Genomic DNA, 20,557 nt, shown 5'->3' with positions numbered 1-20,557 from the left:
CCCCGGGCCGTCTCCGGTCGTGTCCTGGCTCATGCCCACGACGGTAGGGCGCCGCACCGACGGGGGCCCGGTGACGACGGCCGTCGTCACCGGGCCGCCTTCACCGGGCCGCCGTCGTCACCGGGCCGTCGTCACCCGGTCATCGCCGGGGCAGCGCCTGCACCACGCCCGGCCGCGGCACCCGGACCGCGCCGTCGTAGGGGAAGCGGGAGACCTGGTTCTCCACGCTGGCGCCGTCCACCTCGCCGGGGTGCTGGACGCAGACCATGACGCTGCCCTCCTCGGCGTCGACGAGCGGCCCGCAGGTCTCCGCGCCGACCGGCACGGTGAGGAAGGTCGTCACCTTCCCGCGGAAGGGTCCCTCCGTGGCCACGTGGTGGAGGGCGTCGGCGAGGTCGAGCGACCCGGGCTGGCCGTCCGTGGAGACCCACAGGCCGCCGTAGGCGTCGAAGGCCACGTTGTCCGGGCAGGCGATGGGCATGACCTCCGACGCCGGCAGGCCCGAGAAGTAGGTGCTCGGGTCCTCCGGGTCGCCGCACACGACGGGCAGCGCCCACGTGAAGGTCGTCGCCGTCTGGTCGCCGTCCTCGGTGATCTCCACGACGTGCCCGTACCGGTTGCGCACGCGCGGGTTCGCCGGGCCCGGCTCGCGGCGCCCGGAGTTGTTGGTGCACGCCATGTAGACCTTGCCCGTCACCGGGTTCCGCTCGACGTCCTCGGGGCGGTCCATCGGCGTGGCACCGACCGCCGCCGCGGCGGTGCGCGTGAAGACGAGCACCTCCTCGAGGCTCATCCCGGGCACCACGGACCGGCCGCCGAGCGTCAGCGGCAGCCACTCGCCGGTGCCGTCGTGGTCGCTGCTCGGCTCGCCGTCGACGGCGAAGCGCGCGACGTAGAGGTCGCCGTGCTCCAGGACGTCGTTCTCCCGGCCGGACCGGGGGCGCTGCGCCACCCGGTCGCGGGAGACGAACTTGTACAGGTGCTGGCCGCCGGTGTCGTCGCCCATGTAGCAGACGACGCGCCCGTCCTCGGCGATCGACGGCGTCGCGCCCTCGTGCCGGAAGCGGCCCATCGCCGTGTGCTTGCGGGGCGTCGAGAAGGGGTCGAAGGGGTTCACCTCGACGATCCAGCCGAACCGGTTGACCTCGTTCGGCTCCTTCGCCGTGTCGAAGCGCTCGTCGCCGAGGTCCCAGCCCCGCCCGGTGTCGCTGATGCCGTAGACGCCGTTGCGCGGGTCGAGCCGGTCGCTGCTCCTGAAGTAGCCCTGGAAGTTCTCCTCGCCGGACAGGACCGTGCCCCACGGGGTCGTGCCGCCGGCGCAGTTGTTGAGGGTGCCGACCACGGTGCGTCCCTCCGGGTCCGCCGACGTCCGCACGAGCTCGCTGCCCGCCACTGGGCCCGTGAGGTGGAAAGGCGTGGTCGAGGCGGTGATGCGGCGGCCGTAGCGCGACGGCAGCGAGCGCCACGGGCGGCCCGGCCCGTCGCGGCGGACCTCGACCACCGACATCCCGTGCGCGGCCATGGAGATCATCCGCTGCTCGGCGGTGAGGGACGCGTCGTCCGTGTACCCCGGGAACATGATGTTCTCGTTGGTGTACTCGTGGTTCGCCACGAGCAGGGCCCGCTTCCCGGAGCCGCCGAGCGGCAGCACCGTGAGGTAGTCGCAGTTGTAGCCGAACTGCGTCAGCTGGGCCTCGGGCGTCTGCGCGTCGAGGTCGAACGCGGGCGCGCCCGCGACCACGGGGTCGCCCCAGGCGATGACGCAGTGCCACTCCCAGCCGTCGGGCACGACGACGTCGTCGACGTCGGCGGGCACCGGGCCGACGGGCGCGAAGCCGGCGAGGGCGCCGGCGGGCGCCGCGGCGCCGGGGGCCACGACCGCGGCGGCGCGCGAGCCCCGAGCGCGGCCGGCGGCCCGGGCCTGCCGCGGCGCCAGGGCGGCGCCCGCGACGGCGGCGGCCCCCAGGCCGGCGAGCAGCGCCCGGCGGCCGACCGCCTGCTGCGCCAGCTCCTCGAACGGCGGGGCGGTCGAGGAGCTGGGCCTCGGCGTCAGGCACGCGTCGCCGCAGCGGAAGTGGCAGGTCTGCGCCGAGCGGGAGCCCAGCGTGTGGCCCGTCATCGGCAGGGGCTGGCGCAGGCCGCGGCGCGGCCCGGTCCGGGGCCCGGTCCGGGGCGCGACCCGGGGCTCCGGCTCACGGGCCTCGGGGGCGGGGGAGCAGCTCGTCGTCGTCATGGCCGCAGGCTGCTGAGCCCGGGCGACGGACAGACGGGACGAGAAGGACGTCGACGTGAACAGCGGGTGACACCTCGCGTCGACGGGCGCGACGTCGCCGACCGACGCACCCTGGCCGGATGAGCGCCTCGCCGACGGCCGCCCCGCGGCACCCTTCCACGACGCCCGACGTCGCCCGGGCCGCCTGGGGGACCGTGTGCCTCCTCGCGCCCGGTCTCGTCGAGCGGTCTCTCGCCGGGCGGGAGCCGGACGTGCGCGCCCGTCGCGTCGTCCGCGTGCTCGGCGCGCGGCACCTCGTGCAGGCCGCCGGCGCCCGGCTGCTGCCGCCGCACCTCGCGGTGGGAGGCGGCGCCGCCGTCGACGCCGTCCACGCCCTCACCGCGGCGGCCTTCGGCCTGGGCGACGCGCGTCGCCGGCGAGCCGCGCTCGCCGACGCCGCCGTGGCCGCCGGGTGGTGCGTCTGGGGCGTGCGCCGCTACCGCCGGCTCCCCTGACCCGGTCGGGCCCGGGAGCGGCGTCAGCGCCGACGCAGCAGCGCCAGGGCCCCGACCGCGGCACCGACGCCCGCCGCCGCCGCACCCAGGGCGCCGCGCCGCATGGAGACCGCCGACCACGGGTCCGACGACAGGCCCCGGTCGTCGAAGGCGCCGTGCGCCCCGCGGTCGGCGTGCTCGTCCCGGGCCTCGAAGACGTTGGAGCCGTGCCGCGGCAGGTCCTTCGCCACCTGCTGGCCGTCGATGCCCGTCCGCGCGAGGTAGGCCTCCACGAGCCACGGCGCCACGCGCTCGCCGAGGATCGTGTACGCGGTCGAGACGCCGACCCACATCATCCGGCGCGGGTGCGCGGCCAGGAAGGCGATGGCGCGTCCCGCGGTCTCGGGCTGGAAGATCGGGGCCACGGGCTGCGGGTGGTGCTCCATCCGCGTGAGGTTCCAGTCGAACTGCGGCGTGTTCAGGCCGGGGAGCATCACCTGGCACACCCGGACGCGGCTCCCCTCGGCCTTCAGCTCGACGCGGACCGACTCGGTGAAGCCCTTCACGGCGTGCTTCGCCCCGCAGTAGGCGGACTGCAGCGGGATCCCGCGGTGCGACAGCGCCGACCCCACGTTGACGACGACGCCGGCGTCCCGGGGCCGCATGTGCCGTAGCGCCGCGCGGGTGCCGTTGACCTGCCCGAGGTAGGTGACCTCCGTCATCCGCCGGTACTCCTCGGGCGTGGTGTCCCAGAACCGCGCCAGCGACCCGACGAAGGCGACGTTCACCCACGCGCCCACGGGGCCGAGCTCGGACTCGACCCGCTCGGCGGCGGCGTCGACCGCGGCGTGGTCGGCGACGTCGCAGACCACGGCGAGGCCGCGACGGCCGGCCGCCTCGACGTCGGCGACCGCGGCGTCCAGGCCGGCGCGGCCCCGGGCCAGGACGGCGACGTCCCAGCCCTGCGCGGCGAGCTCGCGGACGGTCGCCCGGCCCACGCCGGCGGTCCCCCCGGTGACGACGGCTGTCCTGCGTGCCATGACGTGCTCCTCCTCGCCTCGGTGGTCGTCCCCGTCGGCTCCCGGGGCCGTCCTCGACGCCCAGCAAAGCCCTCCGACCTCGCGCGGGCGAGCGGAGCCGTCGCCCGGCCCGGCCCCGGTCGTCCCGGCGGCCGGGTCCCCGGCGGAGCCCGGGCGCGCGGCCGGGCGTGCTTCGATCATCCCGTGGCCGTCGCCTTCACCCCCTCCGCGCGGCCCACGGTGGGCGTCGAGTGGGAGCTCGCGCTCGTCGACCGCGGCACGCGGGACCTCGCGGGCGTCGCCGCCGACGTGCTGGACGGGGTGCGCGCCGCCGGCACCGTCCGCGAGGGCGCGGTCACCGGAGAGCTGCTCCGCAACACCGTCGAGGTCGTGAGCGGCGTCTGCGAGAACGCCGACGAGGCCGCCGAGGACCTCGACGCGACGCTGGCCGCCGTCCGCGCCGTCGCCGAGCCGCTCGGCGTCGACCTGGCGTGCTCGGGCACGCACCCCTTCGGGCAGTGGTCGACCGACCAGCTGGCCGACGGCGAGCGGTACGCCGAGCTCATCGAGCGCACGCAGTGGTGGGGCCGGCAGATGCTCATCTGGGGCGTCCACGTGCACGTCGGCCTGGACTCGGCGGACAAGGTCTTCCCCGTCCTCGGCGCGCTGCTCACCCGGGCGCCGCACCTCCAGGCGCTGACGGCGTCGTCGCCGTTCTGGGCCGGGACGGACACCGGCTACGCCAGCAACCGCGCCATGATGTTCCAGCAGCTGCCGACGGCCGGCCTCCCCTTCGCCTTCGAGCGGTGGAGCCAGTACGAGGGTTTCGTCGACGACCAGCTGCGGACCGGCGTCATCGACTCGCTGTCCGACGTCCGCTGGGACATCCGGCCGGCGCCGCACCTGGGGACGATCGAGGTCCGCGTCTGCGACGGCGTCCCGACGCTGGCCGAGCTGCGCGCGGTCACGGCGCTCGTGCACTGCCTCGTGGTCGACCTCGACCGCCGGCTCACCGCCGGCGAGCACCTGCCCTCGATGCCGCCGTGGCACGTGCAGGAGAACAAGTGGCGTGCCGCGCGCTACGGCCTGGACGCCGAGGTCGTGCTGGACGCAGCCGGGCGCGAGCGCCTGGTGACCGACGACCTGGCAGACCTGCTCGAGGACCTGCAGCCCGTGGCCCGCGACCTCGGGTGCACCGACGCCCTCGCCGCCGTCGAGCTGATCCCCCGCCGCGGCGCCGGCTACCAGCGCCAGCGCGCCGTCGCCGCCCGCAGCGGCGGGGACCTCGTCGCCGTCGTCGACGCCCTCGTGGCCGAGTTGCGCGCCGGGACGCCGCTGCCCGCCTGAGCCCGCCGCCCCGCGGCCGGAACGGCGGACGGTGGACGGGGGTGGCGCCGACGGGCGCGGGCCCCCCGTCCTTGTCACCATGGGTGGATGACCGACGTCGACCCCGAGGCCCTCCGTGCCGGGCTCTCCCGCCTGCAGGAGCTGGACGGCTCCCCGGCGCTCGGCTCCTCCGCCGCCGACTCCCTCGCGGAGGTGCTCTCGGCCCTCTCCTCCGCCCTCCCCCTGGCCTCGGCCGGGCTGATGCTCCGCGACGCCGGGGGCCGGCTCGCCTGCGTCGCCTGGACGGGCTCCGCGTCCCGGACGCTGGAGGAGGCGGAGGACGAGGTCGTGTCCGGGCCCGCGACGGACGCCCAGGTGCTCGGCTCGCCGCGCGCGACCTCCGACGTCCTCGTCGACCCGCGCTGGCCCTCGCTCGGCCCGGCGCTGCGTGCCGACGGCGCCGGGCGCGACGTCGGGTCCGAGGGGGACGTCCTGCGCCGCGACTCCGGGCGCGGCCCGGACGGGAGCACCCCCGCCCCGAGGGGTGGCGCGCCGCGCGCCGTCGCCACCGTCCCGGTCGCGGTGGCGGGCGGCCCGGTCGGCTGCCTCGTCGCCGTCCGCGAGGAGACGGGTGAGTGGAGCCCCGCGCAGCTCGAGGTCCTCGAGTCCTCGGCGCGCCTGGCCGCCGGCCTGCTGCGCACCGCCGCGGCGGCCGAGGGCTCCTCACGGCTCGCCGAGCAGCTCCAGCACGCCCTCGACCACCGCGTCGTCGTCGAGCGGGCGGTCGGCTACCTCATGGCGCAGCGCCAGGTCGACGCCACCGACGCCTTCGGCGAGCTCCGCCGGGCGTCGCGCTCGGCGCGACGCAAGGTGGCGGAGGTCGCCGAGCAGGTGCTCGCGCTCGGCGGCCTCGAGGCCGCCGCCGAGGCGGCTCGCGCCCCCTCCGCCTGATCCCGGGCCGGCGCAGTGACCACATCGTGACGTGACCGCCTGAACCGCTGCGGCACAACAGGTCTCGGCGCCAGAGCGGGCCGCCCGGACGCGGGCTGGTTCGCCGGGCACGAGGGCTCCGCCTAGCGTCCCGCCCCATGGACCTGTGGGACTTCGTGGTCGAGCGCCGCGAGCAGATCGCCTTCCAGGGCTTCCAGCACGTCAGCCTGGTGGTGCAGTGCGTCCTCCTGGCGACCGTGCTCGGGACCGCGCTGGGCGTGGTCTGCCACCGCCGCGCCTGGGCGCGCGGCCTGGCCTCGACCGTCTCCTCGATCGGCCTGACGCTGCCCGCGCTGGCCGTCATCGCCCTCGTGTACGGCGCCACCGGGCAGGGCATCACCGCCGCGGTCGTGTCCGTCACCTTCTACGCCCTGCTCGTCGTCTGGCGGAACGCGGTCGTCGGCCTCTCCGGCGTGGACGGCCAGCTCCTCGAGGCGGCGCAGGGCCTCGGCATGGGCCGCTCGCGCCGCCTCCTGCGCGTGCAGCTGCCCCTGGCCTGGCCCGTGATCCTCTCCGGCGTCCGGGTCTCGGCCCAGATGACCATGGGCATCGCGGCGATCGCGGCCTACGTCACCGGCCCCGGCCTCGGCGGCCTCATCTTCACCGGCCTGACCCGGCTCGGCGGCGCGAACGCCCTCGAGTCCGCGCTCACCGGGACGCTCCTGGTGGTCGTGCTCGCCCTCGTCCTCGACCTGCTGCTCGTCCTGCTCGGACGGCTGACCACCCCCAGGGGGATCCGTGCCTGACCGCTCCGCGACCCAGACCGCTCCCTCCCCCGGCTCGCTCGCGAGCGGTGGCGAGGGCGTCAGCGGCGCCGCCATCGACCTCGTGGGCGTCACGAAGGCGTACCCGGGCCAGGGCGCCCCGGCCGTCGACAGCATCAGCCTGCAGGTCCCGGCCGGGGAGATCGTCATGCTCGTCGGCCCCTCGGGCTGCGGGAAGACGACGACGCTCAAGATGATCAACCGGCTCATCGAGCCGACGAGCGGCACCATCACCATCGGCGGGCGTGACGTCCTGTCCCTCGACGGCGACGAGCTGCGCCGGGAGATCGGCTACGTCATCCAGGCGGGCGGCCTCTTCCCGCACATGAGCGTCGCCAAGAACGTGGGCATCGTCCCCGGCATGCTCGGCTGGGACCGCAGGCGCATCGCCGAGCGCACGGACGAGCTGCTCGAGCTCGTCGGCCTGGACCCGAGGCGCTACCGCGACCGCTTCCCCCGGGAGCTGTCCGGCGGCCAGCAGCAGCGCGTCGGCGTCGCCCGGGCGCTCGCGGCCGACCCGCCGGTGCTGCTCATGGACGAGCCCTTCGGCGCCGTGGACCCCATCACCCGGCAGCGCCTGCAGGACGAGCTGCTCAGCATCCAGGACGAGCTGCACAAGACGATCGTGTGCGTCACGCACGACTTCGACGAGGCCGTCAAGCTCGGCGACCGCATCGTCGTGCTCGGCGAGGGCGCACGGGTCGTGCAGTACGACACGCCGGCCGAGGTCCTCTCGCACCCGGCCGACAGCTTCGTCGGCGACTTCGTGGGCTCGGGGGCGGCGCTGAAGGCGCTGACGCTCGTCCGCGTGGACGACCTCGACGGCCTCGAGCAGACGACGACCGCACGGGTCGGCGAGCCGGTCGCCGACGTGGCCGCGCGGGCCCGCGCGGCCCAGGACGCCGCGGCCGTCGTGCTCGACGACCGGAACCGTCCCCTCCGGTGGGTGTGGGTGCGCCAGCTGGAGGAGGAGGGCGAGCGGGTCGGCGACCGGGCCGACGACCTTCCCACCGTGGGCCGGCGCTCGACGCTCAACGACGCCCTGGACGCCATGCTCGGCTCCAGCTACGGCGGCGTGGTCGTCACCGGCCGCCGGGACGGCTACGAGGGCGTGCTCTTCGTCCAGACGGCCATCGAGGCCGTGCAGACCTCGCGCCGCCGGGAGAGCCGCGAGGCCACGCCCGTCGCCGGCAACGACGACGACACCGCCCGCGCCCTCGAGGACACCCGCCCGGTCGAGGAGGGTGCCGCGTGAGCACGACGACGACCAGCCCCGGCGGTGGGGACGGCCGCCCGGCGCAGGACCTCGCCGACGAGACCCGTGAGGGACGCGCCGAGCGCGAGGCGCCCGGCGTGCAGGAGGCCGGGACCCCCGCCGGGTCCGAGGAGCCGGAGCGCCGCCGCGGCGTGCTGCGCGAGCACGCCAGGCTCGTGGTGCAACCGCTGGTGGTGCTGGCCGTCCTCGGTCTCTACGCCCTGTGGCTCAACCTCACCGAGGTGAGCGGCACGGCCGCGCCGCTGCTCACGCCGGGATCCGTCCTGTCGCTGACGGGCGAGCACCTCTCGCTCACGGTGGCGGCCTCCCTGGTCGTCCTCGTCATCGGCATCCCGCTCGGGGTGCTGCTCACCCGGCCCGGGGCCCGCGGCGCCGCCGGACCGGTCGTCCTCGTGGCGAACTTCGGCCAGGCCGCCCCCGCCATCGGTCTCATCGTGCTGCTCGCCATCTGGCTCGGCGCGGACTTCCGGACCGCCGTCGTCTCCCTCGTCGCCTACGGCGTGCTGCCCGTCCTCGCCGGGACCATCACGGGCCTGCGCGGCGTCGACCAGCGGCTGGTGGAGGCGGGCCGCGGCATGGGCATGAGCTCCGCCGCCGTGCTCGTCCGCGTCGAGCTGCCGCTGGCCGTGCCGGTCATGCTCTCCGGGGTCCGGACGGCGCTCGTCCTCGTCACGGGCACCGCGACGCTCGCCGCCTTCATCAACGGCGGCGGCCTCGGCGAGCTCATCACCACGGGCATCACGCTCGACGACCCCCTCCTGCTGGCCTCCGGCGCCCTGCTCGTCGCCCTGCTGGCCCTGCTCGTGGACTGGCTGGGACGCGTCGTCGAGGAGGTCGCCCGCCCGAAGGGGCTCTGAGCCCCGCCCGACGCCTCCGCCCGACGTGTCCGCCCGTCTGGCCCGCACGGTCCCGCTCCTCGCTCCACCGCTCGGCCGCCCCCGCGGCCACGCCCGGAAGGCACCCATGCGCATCTCCCGCCGCACCCTCGCCGCGAGCGCCGTCGCCGCCGCGCTCGTCACGTCGACGGCGTCCTGCGGCCTGCAGGGCGCCAACCAGTTCATCCCCGCCGCCGAGCCGGGCTCCATCGAGGTGGTGCCGTCGCTGGAGGACGTCGAGGTCATCGTCGCCGGCAAGAGCTTCACCGAGCAGCTGATCCTCACGAAGATGCTGGCCATCGCGCTCGACGTGGCCGGCGCCGACGTCGTCGACCGGTCCGGCATCCCCAGCAGCGTCTCCGCCCGCAGCTCGCTCGTGGAGGGCGGCAGCGACGTCCAGTTCGAGTACACGGGGACGGCATGGCTCACCTACCTGGGGCAGACGGAGACCATCCCCGACCCCCAGGAGCAGTACGAGGCCGTCCGCGACCTCGACGTGGAGAACGGCCTGACCTGGCTGCCGCCGTCGCCGATGGAGAACGCCTACGCGTTCGCCATGGGACCGGGCACCGCTGCCGAGCTGGGCATCACGACGACCTCGCAGATCGCCGAGGTGCCCGTCGAGGACCGCACCTTCTGCCTGGAGCCGGAGTTCCGCAGCCGCTCCGACGGCTTCGAGCCGCTGCTCGAGGCCTACGACCTGCCGCTCGGCTCCCCCGAGGGCGTGCCGGCCGACCAGGTGGGCATCTACGACCTCGGCGTCGTCTACTCCGAGACGGCAGCAGGCAGCTGCAGCTTCGGCGAGGTCTTCACGACCGACGGCCGCATCGCCGCCCTCGACCTCACGGTCCTCGAGGACGACCGCGACTTCTTCCCCGCCTACAACGCCGCCCTCGTCTTCCACACCGAGACGCTGGACGCGCACCCCGAGCTGGCGGACGTCCTCCAGCCGATCAGCCAGGCCCTCAGCAACGACGTCCTCATCGAGCTGAACCGCCGCGTGGACGTCGACGGGGAGGACCCGGCCCTCGTCGCCCGCGACTGGCTCGCCTCGGAGGGGTTCGTCACGTGCGAGGAGTGCGAGCCGGTCGACGTCCGCTCCTGACGGGCGCGGGAACCACCACGACCGGCGCCGCGCCGGTGCCCGTGGTCCTCGACGCGACGGGGACCACGGCAGGATCGGGCCGGTGAGCGACACGACCACCTCCGCCCCGGGCCACGCCGACCCGCACCGCGACGTCGACCTGCGAGGACGCAGCTTCCTGCGGGAGCTGGACCACTCCCCGCAGGAGTGGTCCGCGTTGCTCGACCTCGCCGCGCGCCTCAAGGCCGAGCACCGCGCCGGCACCTCGCGCCGGCGGCTCGAGGGGCGCGCCGTCGCCCTGCTCTTCGAGAAGACGAGCACCCGCACCCGCGCGGCCTTCGAGCTCGCCGCCGCGGGGCAGGGCGCGACCACGACCTACCTCGACCCGGCCGGCTCGCACCTCGGCCACAAGGAGTCGGTGGAGGACACGGGTCGCGTGCTCGGGCGGCTCTACGACGGCATCGAGTACCGCGGGGCCGCGCAGGCCACCGTCGAGCTGCTCGCGGAGGTCTCCGGGGTGCCCGTCTGGAACGGCTTGACGGACGAGTGGCACCCGACCCAGTCGCTGTGCGACGCGCTGACGATGGCCGAGCACTCGCCCCGGCCGCTGGCCGAGACGTCCTTCGCCTTCCTCGGCGACGGGCGCGGCAACGTCGCGGCGTCCCTGCTCGCGATGGCGGCGCTCACGGGCATGGACGCGCGCGTGGTGGCCCCCGAGCCGCTCCAGCCGTCCGCGGAGGTCCTCGCGGCCGTCCGGGAGACCGCGCGCGCCACCGGCGCGCGCCTCACCGTCACCGACGACGTCTCCGCCGGCGTGCAGGGCGCCGACTTCGTCCACACCGACGTGTGGGTCTCGCTCGGCGAGCCCGAGAGCGCGTGGGACGAGCGCATCCCCCTGCTCGTGCCGTACCGCGTCGACGCCGGCGTGCTCGCCGCGACGGGCGTCGAGGACGTCCGCTTCATGCACTGCCTGCCCGCCTTCCACGACCTCGGCACGTCGCTCGGCCGCGCCGTCCACGCCCGCCACGGCCTGACGGAGATGGAGGTGACCGACGAGGTGTTCCGCGGCCCCGCGTCGGTCGTGTGGGACCAGGCGGAGAACCGCCGGCACACCATCGAGGCGGTCATGGTGGCCACCCTGGCGGGCACCGGCGCCTGACGACGCGCCCGGCGGCACGGACCGCGTCCGCCCCCGGCGCCCCGGCAGCGCGTAGGGTCGTCGCCGAGCACTCAGCGTGCACCGGGTCGACGGGGCCTCCCCGACGACCCAGCTCGACCGGCACCACCGCACCGAACGACACCACCCGACGAGGCGCCCCGCTCCCGGCGGGCGCCGAGAGACCGGCCGGCCCACCGGCCCGACCTGGAGGTCCCGCGTGTCCATCAACCGCAACGAGCTCGTCCAGAAGATCGCCGACAAGCTCGACGGCGACGTGTCCAAGGGCGACGTCGACAAGGTCCTCGGCGGCTTCGCCGACGTCCTCACCGACGCCGTCTCCAGCGGTGACAGCGTCACGATCCAGGGCCTCATGAGCGTCGAGACCGTCGAGCGCGCCGCCCGCCAGGGCCGCAACCCCCGCACCGGCGAGTCCATCGAGATCGCCGCCACCACCGGCGTCAGCATCAAGGCCGGCAGCAAGCTCAAGGCCGCCGCCAAGAGCTGAGCCCGCCCCCGGCCACGACGGCCGGACCGCGCCTCGACGACGCCCGCCCCCCGAGGGGCGGGCGTCGTCCGCGTCCGGGACCGCTCCGCGCGCAGGCCTCCGGGCGGCCCCCCGCGCGCCGGCGGCCGGGGTGGCGGGGCCTGCGTGTCGCACCACCCGTTCGAGGGACGGCCGCCGATGATGTGACAGGGCGTCACCCGGCGCCACTGCCCGTCGAGAGAAGGAGTGCGGTCGTGACCCCGTCCTCCCGGCAGGAGGCCGTCTCGCGGCCGCGGTCGGCGTCCTCGGTCGTCGTCCGACCGGCCACGGCCTCCGACCTCCCGCGCACGGCCCGCTGGCAGGTGCTCCACCTGCCGCACGGCTTCTTCCCGAGCCTGGGCACCCGCTTCGTCCGGCGGTGGCACGCGACGCACCTCGGTGGCCGCCACGGGGTCGCGCTCGTCGCGGAGCTCGACGCCGGCGCGCGGGGACGGGTCCCCGTGGGCTTCCTCGTGGGCGCCACGGACCAGGTCGCCCACGTGCGCGAGGTCGTCGCCCACCACCGCGGGCCGCTCGCCCTCGCGGCCGCGCTCGCGCTGCTCCGCCGCCCGCGCACCGCCGCCCGCTTCGCCCGCACCCGGCTGCGGCCCTACGCACGCAGGCTCCTGGGCCGCGACTCCCCCGGCACCGCGGACGACGCCGGTGCGGCCGAGGGCGCCGTCGCGGTCGTCGCCGCGGTCGTGGTCGCCCCCGCCGCCCGGGGGGCCGGGGTCGGCGAGGCCCTCCTCGCGGCCTTCGCGGACGCCGCCCGCGGCGCCGGGACCGAGGTCGCCGAGCTCGTGACGCGGGCCGACAGCGGCGCCGCGGCCTTCTACGAGCGGCTCGGCTGGGAGCGCGTGCGCGAGCGGGCCGACCGGGACGGCGTCGTCGTGCTCACCTACCGGTGCGCCCTGGCCGGCGGGCCCGAGGTCGCCGCCCCGGCACCGCCCCGGCCGCGTCGTGCGTCCCAGCAGTCGGTGCAGGAGCCGGTGCAGCAGTCGGTGCAGGAGCCGGTGCAGCAGCCGGTGGAGCACCGCCCCGCCGCCGCGTGAGCCCGGGCGCCCCGCGGGCGCGCGCCGCGCCGTCGTCGTCGGGCGGTCGACGCCGTGCCCGCGCGCGGACGACGGGGACGGCGCTGGTCGTGCTGGCGGTGGTCACCGGCTGCAGCGACCCCTCGGGCGCGCAGACCTCGGCGCCCGCGACGCCGTCCGCGGGTCCCGCGACGTCGTCCGGAGGTCCGGTGGCGTCGTCCTCCCCGACGCCTCCGCCCACCGCACCGGCGCCCGGCCCCGCGCCCGCACCGCTGCCGACGCCCGAGCCGTGGACGGCCGGCCCCGGCGAGGTGCGGCCGGAGGTCAAGACCGCCGCGGCGAGGTTCGTCGAGGGCGCCGGCTCCTGGGGCTCCGCCGGGGACGGGGCCGCCGCCGCCCTCGTCGAGCGCTCGGCGGTCGCCGGCCTCCTCGGCGAGGGGGTCGACGCGTCGGCGCTCGCCGCCGCGCTGGAGCCGCTCGCCGACGCGGGGGCGACGGCGGCCGCGGCGGAGGTCGTCTACCCGCAGTACGGCGGCCTGACGGAGGACGCCGCGAGCGTCATGGTCGTCGTCGAGCAACGGCTGCGCAGCGCCGACGGGGGGCTCGTGCGCCGTGGGACCACCCTCGACGTCCGCACGGCCCCGTCGCCCGACGGCCGCTGGCGGGTGACCGGCGTGCGGCCCGCCGACGCCCGCCCCGCCCCCTCGGGGGCGCGCCCGCTCGTCGAGGAGGTGCTGGCGTCGCCGCACGTGCGGCTGCCGGACGCCGCGGCCGCCGACGTCCGCAGCGGCCTCGTCGACGACGCCGTCCTGCGCGTGCTCCTCGGGGTCGCCCGCGACCACGTGCTCGACGTGTCGGTCGTGCGCACGGGTCACCCGGTCGAGGTCTTCGGGACCGACCGGACGTCCAACCACTCGCGCGGGCGCGCCGTCGACGTGTGGCGGGTGGACGGCCGGCCCGTCGTGGACCCGGCCTCCCGCGACGTCGTCGTCCAGGCCCTGCGCACGGCCGGGGCCGCGGGCGCGACCGAGGTGGGCGGGCCGGTCGACCTCGACGGCCCGCGGCAGGAGGGGCAGACCGGCGGGTACTTCAGCGACGACCTGCACGCCGACCACCTGCACCTCGGCGTCACGCAGGGCCGGGACCCGATCGGGGGCTGACGGCCCGCGGCGGACCCGTCAGAGCCGCCGCACCATCTGCACCTCGTCGCGGTCGTCGCCCGGCGCGATCCGCAGGGCTCCGGGCATCCGGCCGCACTCGACGTACCCGAGCCGCTCGTAGAAGGGCTCGAGGCCCTGCCCGCCCCGGACGGTGAGGGCGAGCTGCTCGAGGCCCAGGTCGCGCGCGGCGTCGTGCACGCCCTCGAGCAGCAGTCGGCCAGCGCCCCGGCCCTGCCGCTCGGGCCGCACCATGAGCCGCCGCACCGTCCGCCAGTGCGCCGTCAGCGCGACGGTCCCGCGCACCAGCACGCCCAGGCCCACGACCCGCCCGGACGGCTCCTCCTGCAGGACGACGAGCACGTCGGTGCCGCTGCGCACCCGGTCCAGCAGGTGGTCGAGCGCCGACGCCACCGCCGCCGGGTCCACGGGCGGGACGAAGCCGACCGCGCCCCCGGCCTCGGAGACGTCGACCCAGGTGGCGAGGAGGTCCCTCCGCAGCCCCGCGTCGTCCGCCTCCTGCGGCGCCACCGCTCGCGCGACGAGCCGCTCCTCCGTCGTCGGCCCCGGCGTCGTCGCCGCCGTCGTCCCTGTCGTCGTCCGGCGGCCCGTCGAGCTCTCCACGGCGGTGATCGTGGCACCGGGGGCCGACGTCGGGGCTCAGCTCAGGACGTCCTTGCGGCGGAAGGACCAGAACCCGAGCCGGACCGCGACGACCGCCCACAGCAGCGCCCACAGGCTCCCGGCGAGCAGGTCGTCCCAGGCGGGCTCGGCCTGGAGCAGGCCCACCCAGGAGTACTGGTAGTGCGTCGGCAGCACCTCCCGCAGGTCGCCGAGGGCGTCGATCTGGTCGAGCACCGTCGAGACGACGACGAGGAGCACGGCGCTGCCGACCGCCGCGAGGGGGGCGTCGGTGCGGGTCCCGACGAAGAAGGCGAAGCCGCCGAAGGCGAGGGTCCCGAGCAGGACGTACGCGGTGGCGACGGCGAGCCGCCACACCCCGCCGCCCGTCGTGAACGTCTCCCCGCCCGGGGAGGTCAGGGGGTCGGTGCCGTACGCGAGCGTCCCGACCAGGTACGCGACGACCATGAGCTCGGCGACCGCCACCACCGAGGAGAGGAGGGCGACGACGAGCTTGCTGCGCAGCAGCCTCCCGCGCGGGACCGGCGACACGAGCAGGTAGCGCAGGCTCGACCAGCTCGCCTCGGAGGACAGCGGGTCCCCGCACAGCAGCGACACGACGAGGGGGACCAGGAACCCCGTGGCGGCGAAGAGGGTGAAGAGCGCGAGGTTCGCGCCGCTCTCGGTGGCCAGCGCCACGAAGTCCGGTGCGCCCGTGTCCTCCTCGCTGCCGAGGGCGAAGGCGCCCACGAGGATCAGCGGCAGCGCCGCGAGCAGGACCGCCGTCACGAGGGTCCGCCGCCGCGTGACCTGCCGCGCCGCCTCCGCGCGCACCGTGAGGGTGCGACGGGCGGCGAAGCCCTCCGCCGCCCCGGTGCCGGCCGGCGCCCACCGCCCGTCCGGGGCGGCGACCTCGTCGGGGGCGCCGCCCTCGTCCAGCGCCCGCGCCAGCTCGTCCGTCCCGCTCGGGTGCGCCTCCCCGCGGGGCGGCTCCTGCGCCGACGTGGTGCCCTCCGCGCTCACGTGCCCGTCACCTCCAGGAAGACCTCCTCCAGCCGGCGCCGCGGGGCGACCCGGTGCACGCCCACGCGGGCCCCCACGAGCGCGCGCACCACGTCCTCGGGCTCGACGCCCGAGACGAGCAGCTCCCCGTCGTCCGGTCCCTGCGACGCGCCGCCCGCACCTCCGACGCCGGCACCTGCGACGCCGGGGCCGGGGTCGCCGCGCCCCTCGTCGACGCGGGCGCCCGGCAGGGCGGCGAGCGCCGCCCGCGCCGCGGCGACGTCGTCCACGACGACCGAGGTCCCGCCGTGCCCGCCGGCGCCGCTGGTCAGCTCCTCCACGGACCCGCCGGCGACCACCTGCCCGCGCCGCATGATGACGGCGTGCGTGCAGGTCATCTCGACCTCCGCCAGCAGGTGGCTGGAGACGAGGACCGCACGGCCGGACGAGGCGTAGGAGCGCAGGACGTCGCGCAGCGCCCGGATCTGCGGCGGGTCGAGGCCGTTGGTCGGCTCGTCGAGCACGAGGAGGTCGGGCAGGCCGAGCATCGCCTGGGCGATGGCGATGCGGGCGCGCATGCCCTGGCTGTAGCCGCGGACCGGGCGGTGGACGGCGTCGCCGAGGGCGGCGATCTCGAGCACCTCGTCGATCCGTGCGTCCTCGAGGGGACGGCCGGTCGCCTGCCAGGCCAGGCGCAGGTTCGTGATGCCGGAGACGTGCGGGAGCAGGCCCGGGCCCTCGACGAAGGCCCCGACCTGGGACAGCACCTCGGCGCCCGGGACGACCGGGTGGCCGAGGACGAGCGTGCGGCCCTCGGTGGGGTGCACGAGGCCGAGCACCATCCGCAGCGCCGAGGTCTTGCCGGCACCGTTGGGCCCGAGCAGGCCGACGACCTGGCCGCGGCCGACGGTGAAGCTCACGCCGTCGACGGCGCGCAGCCCGTTGGCGTACACGAGCGCGAGCCCGTCGACCACGAGCGGCGGCGGCGGCCCGTCGCCCTCGAGCGAGGCGGCCCCGGCGAGGACGCCGCCGCCGAGCGCCGGGACGGTGGCGGGCCGGGCGCCGCGCCGCTCGAGGCGGCGGCCGACCGGGCCGAGCAGCGCGGACAGCAGCAGGACGACGGCCAGCGCGACCACCAGGCCCCAGGGCACGTCGACGCCCGCCGCCGTCCCCGCCGAGACGGTGACGACCTCGTCGACCGGGGCGACCGGGAGCGCGACGGCCGGGTCGGCGTCCTCGGTGGCCAGGGCGACGCCGTAGACGCGGCCGTCGTCCGGGACGGCGTAGGCCTGGTCGGTGCTGGACACCGCGAGCCGCAGCGTGCTGCCGCTCGCGTAGCGGTGGACGACGGCCGGCAGCGCCACGTCGACGCGCGTCGGCTCGCCCGGCGTCAGCCCGGTGAGCCGCACCGGGGAGACGAGCCCGCGCGGCAGCTCGGCACCGCCCGTCTCGTCGACCTCGAGCAGGCTCGCGAAGAAGGTCGCGTCCTGCGCCGTCGAGGTGACGACGAGGCGCACCGAGGGTGCACCGCTGACGAGGACGTCTTCCTCCAGCGGCGGGGAGTCGAACGTCGCGCTCTGGCCCGGCAGGACGGCGAGCGCCGAGGCGAGCCCCCCGGCGGCGCCGCCGAGGGCGCCGACGCCCGGCAGCGACGTCAGGGACGACGGGGTGCCGCCCGTCGGGGACAGCACCTGCTGGGGGTCGCCGAGCAGCGGCACGTCGCGGACCTCGAGCGGGTCGCTCCCGGCGGTGCCCGGGTAGGCCGCCAGCTCGAGGACGTCGCGCTCCTCGGGCTGCTCGGGACCCGCGACCGGCGGGGCGCCCGGCGACTGCTGCACCTCCTCCAGGGCGGCCTCGAGGTCCTGACCGCCGCCGGGCAGGTCGGCGGCGAAGGCCGGGACGTCCGTCGTCGGCGGGACGCCGGAGCCGTCCGCCGAGGAGAGCGCGCCGGCCAGGAAGGGCGGGACGTCGCCGTCGGCCGACCCGAAGCCGTCGCGGCTGAGGCCGCCGTCGTGCCCTCCCTCGACCCAGCGGACGCGGACGTCGACACCCTGGTCGAGCAGCGCCCGGGCCGTCGCGTCGGCCTCGGTGAGCGGGAACAGGCTGTCCTGCTGCCCCTGGGCGAGCAGCACGGGCACGTCGACCGCGTCCAGGACGGTCGCGGGGCTCGAGGCACGCAGCAGCGACGTCAGGTCGTCCCCGAGCCGACCGCTCTCGGTGGCGTCCTGGTAGCCGGCGCACAGGTCCGGGGCCAGGCGGCCGCAGGACCCCGGTCCGCTGCCGACGGGCAGCGCGCCGGTGGCCGCGACGAGCTGGGTGAGCCACGCACGCTTGAGCACGCCGGGGTCCCGGTCGGTGACGGCGGCGGGGGTCCGGGCGTCGGGGTCCAGCACCGGGGACGGCGCGAGCGCGTCGGCGAGGTCGTGCCAGGTGACGGAGGCGGCGACGGCGTCGACGCGGTCGTCGGTCCCCGCCAGGAGCAGGCCCAGCGCACCGCCGTAGGACGCGCCGACGAGCCCCACGCGCGGGTCGCCCGTGGCGTCCAGCAGCACGTCGTCGCGCCCCGCGAGGACGTCGACGAGCGCGCTCGCGTCGGCGACCTCGAAGTCCGGGGCGTCCAGGTGCACGAGCCCGCCGGAGTCGCCGAAGCCGCGCGCCGTCCAGGTGAGGACGACGAAGCCGTCCGCGGCGAGGTCGCGCGCCTGGGCGTCGCGGTCCTCGCGCGTGCTGAGGAAGCCGTGGGCGAGCAGCACCGCCGGCCGCCGGTCGGTGCCGCCGCCCGGGGTGCGGTAGACGGCGACGTCGAGCGCGACGTCGTCGTCGGGGGCGCTCGGCTCGGCGCCGACGGGCACGGTGGACGTCTCGACGTCGACCTCGGGGGCGTCCTCGGCCGGCTCGCCGGAGGCGCTCGGGGAGGGCGTCGAGGACCCGGACGGGGAGGGCAGGGACGGGGAGGGCAGGGACGGCGAGGGCAGGGACGGCGTCGATGCCGCCGCCGCCGACGCGGGGACCAGCCCGACCAGCGCCGCCAGAGCCGCCCCCGCGGCGCGTCGTCCCACGGGTTCATCGTCACACCCGGTGCCGCACGGCGGGGACGCGCCCCTCGGCATAGCGTCGGGCGGGCGCGAGGTCCACGGACGGCGGCCCCGCACCGACGACGACGGAGAGGACGGCGGCCATGAGGGCGGTGCAGTACCGGGAGATCGGCGGTCGGCCCGAGGTGGTGGAGGTCGAGGACCTGTCGCCCGGGCCGGGCCAGGTGCTCCTCGACGTGACGGCGGCGGGCCTGTGCCACTCCGACGACCACGTGATGGGCCTGCCCGAGGAGGAGTACGTCTACGGGCTGCCGCTGACCCTGGGCCACGAGGGCGCCGGTCGCGTCGCCGCGCTCGGCGAGGGCGTGAGCGGCGTGGACGTCGGCGACAGCGTCGTCGTCTACGGGCCCTGGGGCTGCGGGCGCTGCGTGCGCTGCTCCGCCGGTCAGGAGAACTACTGCGAGCGGGCGGCCGAGCTCGGCATCGCCCCTCCGGGGCTCGGTGCCCCCGGCGCGATGGCCGAGCAGATGCTCGTCGACGACGCCCGCCACCTCGTCCCGATCGGCGACCTCGACCCGGTCGCGGCGGCGCCGCTGACCGACGCGGGCCTCACGCCGTACCACGCCGTCTCGCGGTCGCTGCCGAAGCTCGGCGCGGGCTCGACGGCCGTCGTCATCGGCGTCGGCGGCCTGGGCCACGTCGGCGTCCAGCTCCTCAAGGTGCTCACGGGGGCACGCGTCGTCGCGCTCGACGTCGGCGACGCGAAGCTGGACCTGGCGCGCCGGGTCGGGGCGGACGAGGCGCTCACCTCCTCCCCGGACGCGGTGGGCGCGGTCCGTGAGCTCACCGGCGGCCGGGGCGCCGACGTCGTCCTGGACTTCGTGGGCCTGCAGGCGACGCTCGACCTCGCGCCGCAGCTCGTCCGCGTGGGCGGGGACCTCACCGTCGTGGGGATCGGTCCGGGGGCCCCGTCGATGGCGGTCGGCTTCGGGCGGGTGCCGTACGAGGTCAGCGTCCTGGTGCCGTACTGGGGGTACCGGCAGGAGCTGCTCGAGGTGGTCGAGCTCGCGCAGCGCGGCCAGGTCGCCGTGGAGACCGAGACCTTCACGCTCGACGAGGCCCCGACGGCGTACCAGCGTCTGCACGAGGGCACGCTCACCGGCCGCGGCGTGGTGGTGCCGTGAGCGCTGTGCCCGACGCCGACGCCGACGCCGCGTTGGACGCCGCGTCCGACGCCGGCGCCGGGGCCCCCGCTCCGGCGGAGCGCGTCCGTGCGGTGGCCGTGCGCCTGGCGGCGCTGGCGCAGAGCGGCCTGGCCTACACGCCGACCGACTACGACCGCGAGCGCTTCGAGACGGCGCGCGCGCTGGCGGCCGAGCTCATGGCGGTGCTGTCCGGGCTGCCCGGCGACGGCGCGGCCGAGCTCTCGCTCGAGCTGGAGCGCCGCGACACCGGCTACGCGACGCCGAAGGTCGACGTCCGCGGCGTCCTCGTCGACGAGGACGAGCGGGTGCTGCTCATGCGCGAGCGCACGGACGGACGCTGGTCCGCGCCCGGCGGCTGGGCGGACCCCGGCGACACGCCCTCGTCGGCCGTGCTGCGGGAGGTCCGGGAGGAGACCGGCCACGCCGCCGAGGTGGTCGGGCTCGTCGGGTGCTGGGACCGCGAGACCCGTGGCCACCGGCCGTCGATGAGCGTCGACGTCGTCAAGCTCTTCTTCCTCTGCCGCGCGACCGGCGACGTCCGCCCGCCGGACGAGCTGGAGACCCTGGAGATCGGCTGGTTCGGCCTCGACGAGCTCCCCGAGCTCAGCCAGGGCCGGACCACCCGCTGGGAGCTCGAGCGGTGCCTGGCGCACCACCGCGACCCGTCCCTGCCGACCGAGCTGGACTGAGCCCACCCCTGCGCGCACGGCGGCGCCGATTCGCGCGGGAGGGCGTGCCTCTCCGCACTTCGACGACTACTCGCGGGGCAGGGCCCCGCCCGGCC

General features: G+C 76.8%; 18 protein-coding genes. 13 read left to right on the top strand and 5 right to left on the bottom strand.

The features are described 5' to 3' along the window. Positions 1-139 precede the first annotated feature (139 nt). Positions 140-2,233 (bottom strand): PhoX family protein, encoded by a 2,094-nt coding sequence (locus WDZ17_RS14655; protein WP_339575917.1) that lies wholly within the window; start codon positions 2,231-2,233, stop codon positions 140-142. Between the two features lie 119 nt (positions 2,234-2,352). Here WDZ17_RS14655 and WDZ17_RS14650 point away from each other — a divergent pair, with 119 nt between their 5' ends. Further along, positions 2,353-2,727 carry a hypothetical protein gene (locus tag WDZ17_RS14650; RefSeq protein ID WP_339575916.1) on the top strand — a complete coding sequence of 125 codons (375 nt, stop codon included), beginning with the start codon at positions 2,353-2,355 and terminating at the stop codon, positions 2,725-2,727. 23 nt (positions 2,728-2,750) lie between these two features. On the opposite strand, the gene WDZ17_RS14645 is transcribed toward WDZ17_RS14650, so the two are convergent. After that, positions 2,751-3,746, bottom strand: a complete 996-nt coding sequence (locus tag WDZ17_RS14645; RefSeq protein ID WP_339575915.1) for an SDR family oxidoreductase — start codon at positions 3,744-3,746, stop codon at positions 2,751-2,753. Between the two features lie 183 nt (positions 3,747-3,929). Here WDZ17_RS14645 and WDZ17_RS14640 point away from each other — a divergent pair, with 183 nt between their 5' ends. The 10 genes from WDZ17_RS14640 (at position 3,930) to WDZ17_RS14595 (ending at position 13,913) form a co-directional block, all read left to right on the top strand. Then, the gene (locus WDZ17_RS14640) at positions 3,930-5,072 is read left to right on the top strand and encodes a glutamate--cysteine ligase (RefSeq protein ID WP_339575914.1); all 1,143 of its coding nucleotides are present in this window, start codon (positions 3,930-3,932) and stop codon (positions 5,070-5,072) included. Positions 5,073-5,159: 87 nt separating this feature from the next. Further along, on the top strand, positions 5,160-6,002 hold the full coding sequence (locus WDZ17_RS14635; protein ID WP_339575913.1) for an ANTAR domain-containing protein: 843 nt from the start codon (positions 5,160-5,162) through the stop codon (positions 6,000-6,002). Between the two features lie 143 nt (positions 6,003-6,145). Further along, positions 6,146-6,787, top strand: coding sequence for an ABC transporter permease (locus WDZ17_RS14630; protein WP_422631998.1), 642 nt, complete (start codon positions 6,146-6,148; stop codon positions 6,785-6,787). Beyond that, on the top strand, positions 6,780-8,060 hold the full coding sequence (locus tag WDZ17_RS14625) for an ABC transporter ATP-binding protein (RefSeq protein ID WP_339575911.1): 1,281 nt from the start codon (positions 6,780-6,782) through the stop codon (positions 8,058-8,060). The genes WDZ17_RS14630 and WDZ17_RS14625 overlap by 8 nt, the downstream gene beginning before the upstream one ends. Positions 8,061-8,212: 152 nt before the next feature. Then, the gene (locus WDZ17_RS14620) at positions 8,213-8,938 is read left to right on the top strand and encodes an ABC transporter permease (RefSeq protein WP_422631997.1); all 726 of its coding nucleotides are present in this window, start codon (positions 8,213-8,215) and stop codon (positions 8,936-8,938) included. 106 nt (positions 8,939-9,044) lie between these two features. Then, positions 9,045-10,061, top strand: coding sequence for a glycine betaine ABC transporter substrate-binding protein (locus tag WDZ17_RS14615; RefSeq protein ID WP_339575909.1), 1,017 nt, complete (start codon positions 9,045-9,047; stop codon positions 10,059-10,061). Positions 10,062-10,143: 82 nt separating this feature from the next. Next, the gene (gene argF / locus WDZ17_RS14610) at positions 10,144-11,199 is read left to right on the top strand and encodes an ornithine carbamoyltransferase (protein WP_339575908.1); all 1,056 of its coding nucleotides are present in this window, start codon (positions 10,144-10,146) and stop codon (positions 11,197-11,199) included. A 217-nt stretch (positions 11,200-11,416) separates the two neighbouring features. After that, entirely contained in the window at positions 11,417-11,704 is a 288-nt protein-coding gene (locus WDZ17_RS14605; protein ID WP_339575907.1) for an HU family DNA-binding protein, read from the top strand. 233 nt (positions 11,705-11,937) lie between these two features. Continuing rightward, complete coding sequence (locus WDZ17_RS14600; protein WP_339575906.1) at positions 11,938-12,774, top strand: GNAT family N-acetyltransferase; 837 nt, start codon at positions 11,938-11,940, stop codon at positions 12,772-12,774. Then, positions 12,771-13,913: a hypothetical protein gene (locus WDZ17_RS14595; protein WP_339575905.1), complete on the top strand. Its 1,143-nt coding sequence runs from the start codon at positions 12,771-12,773 to the stop codon at positions 13,911-13,913. The genes WDZ17_RS14600 and WDZ17_RS14595 overlap by 4 nt, the downstream gene beginning before the upstream one ends. A gap of 18 nt (positions 13,914-13,931) precedes the next feature. Here the strand turns inward: WDZ17_RS14595 and WDZ17_RS14590 are convergent, their stop codons facing one another. Genes WDZ17_RS14590 through WDZ17_RS14580 form a run of 3 tightly spaced genes read right to left on the bottom strand, consistent with a single transcriptional unit; the run spans position 13,932 to position 18,592 of the window. Then, positions 13,932-14,534 (bottom strand): GNAT family N-acetyltransferase, encoded by a 603-nt coding sequence (locus tag WDZ17_RS14590; RefSeq protein WP_339575904.1) that lies wholly within the window; start codon positions 14,532-14,534, stop codon positions 13,932-13,934. A gap of 36 nt (positions 14,535-14,570) precedes the next feature. Further along, complete coding sequence (locus tag WDZ17_RS14585) at positions 14,571-15,554, bottom strand: ABC transporter permease (RefSeq protein WP_339575903.1); 984 nt, start codon at positions 15,552-15,554, stop codon at positions 14,571-14,573. Continuing rightward, entirely contained in the window at positions 15,551-18,592 is a 3,042-nt protein-coding gene (locus WDZ17_RS14580) for an alpha/beta fold hydrolase (protein ID WP_339575902.1), read from the bottom strand. The genes WDZ17_RS14585 and WDZ17_RS14580 overlap by 4 nt, the downstream gene beginning before the upstream one ends. A gap of 119 nt (positions 18,593-18,711) precedes the next feature. On the opposite strand from WDZ17_RS14580, the gene WDZ17_RS14575 reads away from it, so the two are divergent. Together WDZ17_RS14575 and WDZ17_RS14570 are read left to right on the top strand one after the other, a co-directional pair. Then, positions 18,712-19,752, top strand: coding sequence for an NAD(P)-dependent alcohol dehydrogenase (locus tag WDZ17_RS14575; RefSeq protein ID WP_339575901.1), 1,041 nt, complete (start codon positions 18,712-18,714; stop codon positions 19,750-19,752). After that, the gene (locus WDZ17_RS14570; RefSeq protein WP_339575900.1) at positions 19,749-20,462 is read left to right on the top strand and encodes an NUDIX hydrolase N-terminal domain-containing protein; all 714 of its coding nucleotides are present in this window, start codon (positions 19,749-19,751) and stop codon (positions 20,460-20,462) included. Before WDZ17_RS14575 ends, WDZ17_RS14570 begins: the two co-directional genes overlap by 4 nt. Positions 20,463-20,557 lie beyond the last annotated feature (95 nt).

Source organism: Pseudokineococcus basanitobsidens (assembly GCF_037482545.1).
In the GTDB taxonomy this organism is placed as follows: Bacteria; Actinomycetota; Actinomycetes; order Actinomycetales; family Quadrisphaeraceae; genus Pseudokineococcus; species Pseudokineococcus basanitobsidens.
This window is presented reverse-complemented; position numbering and strand designations above follow the sequence as displayed.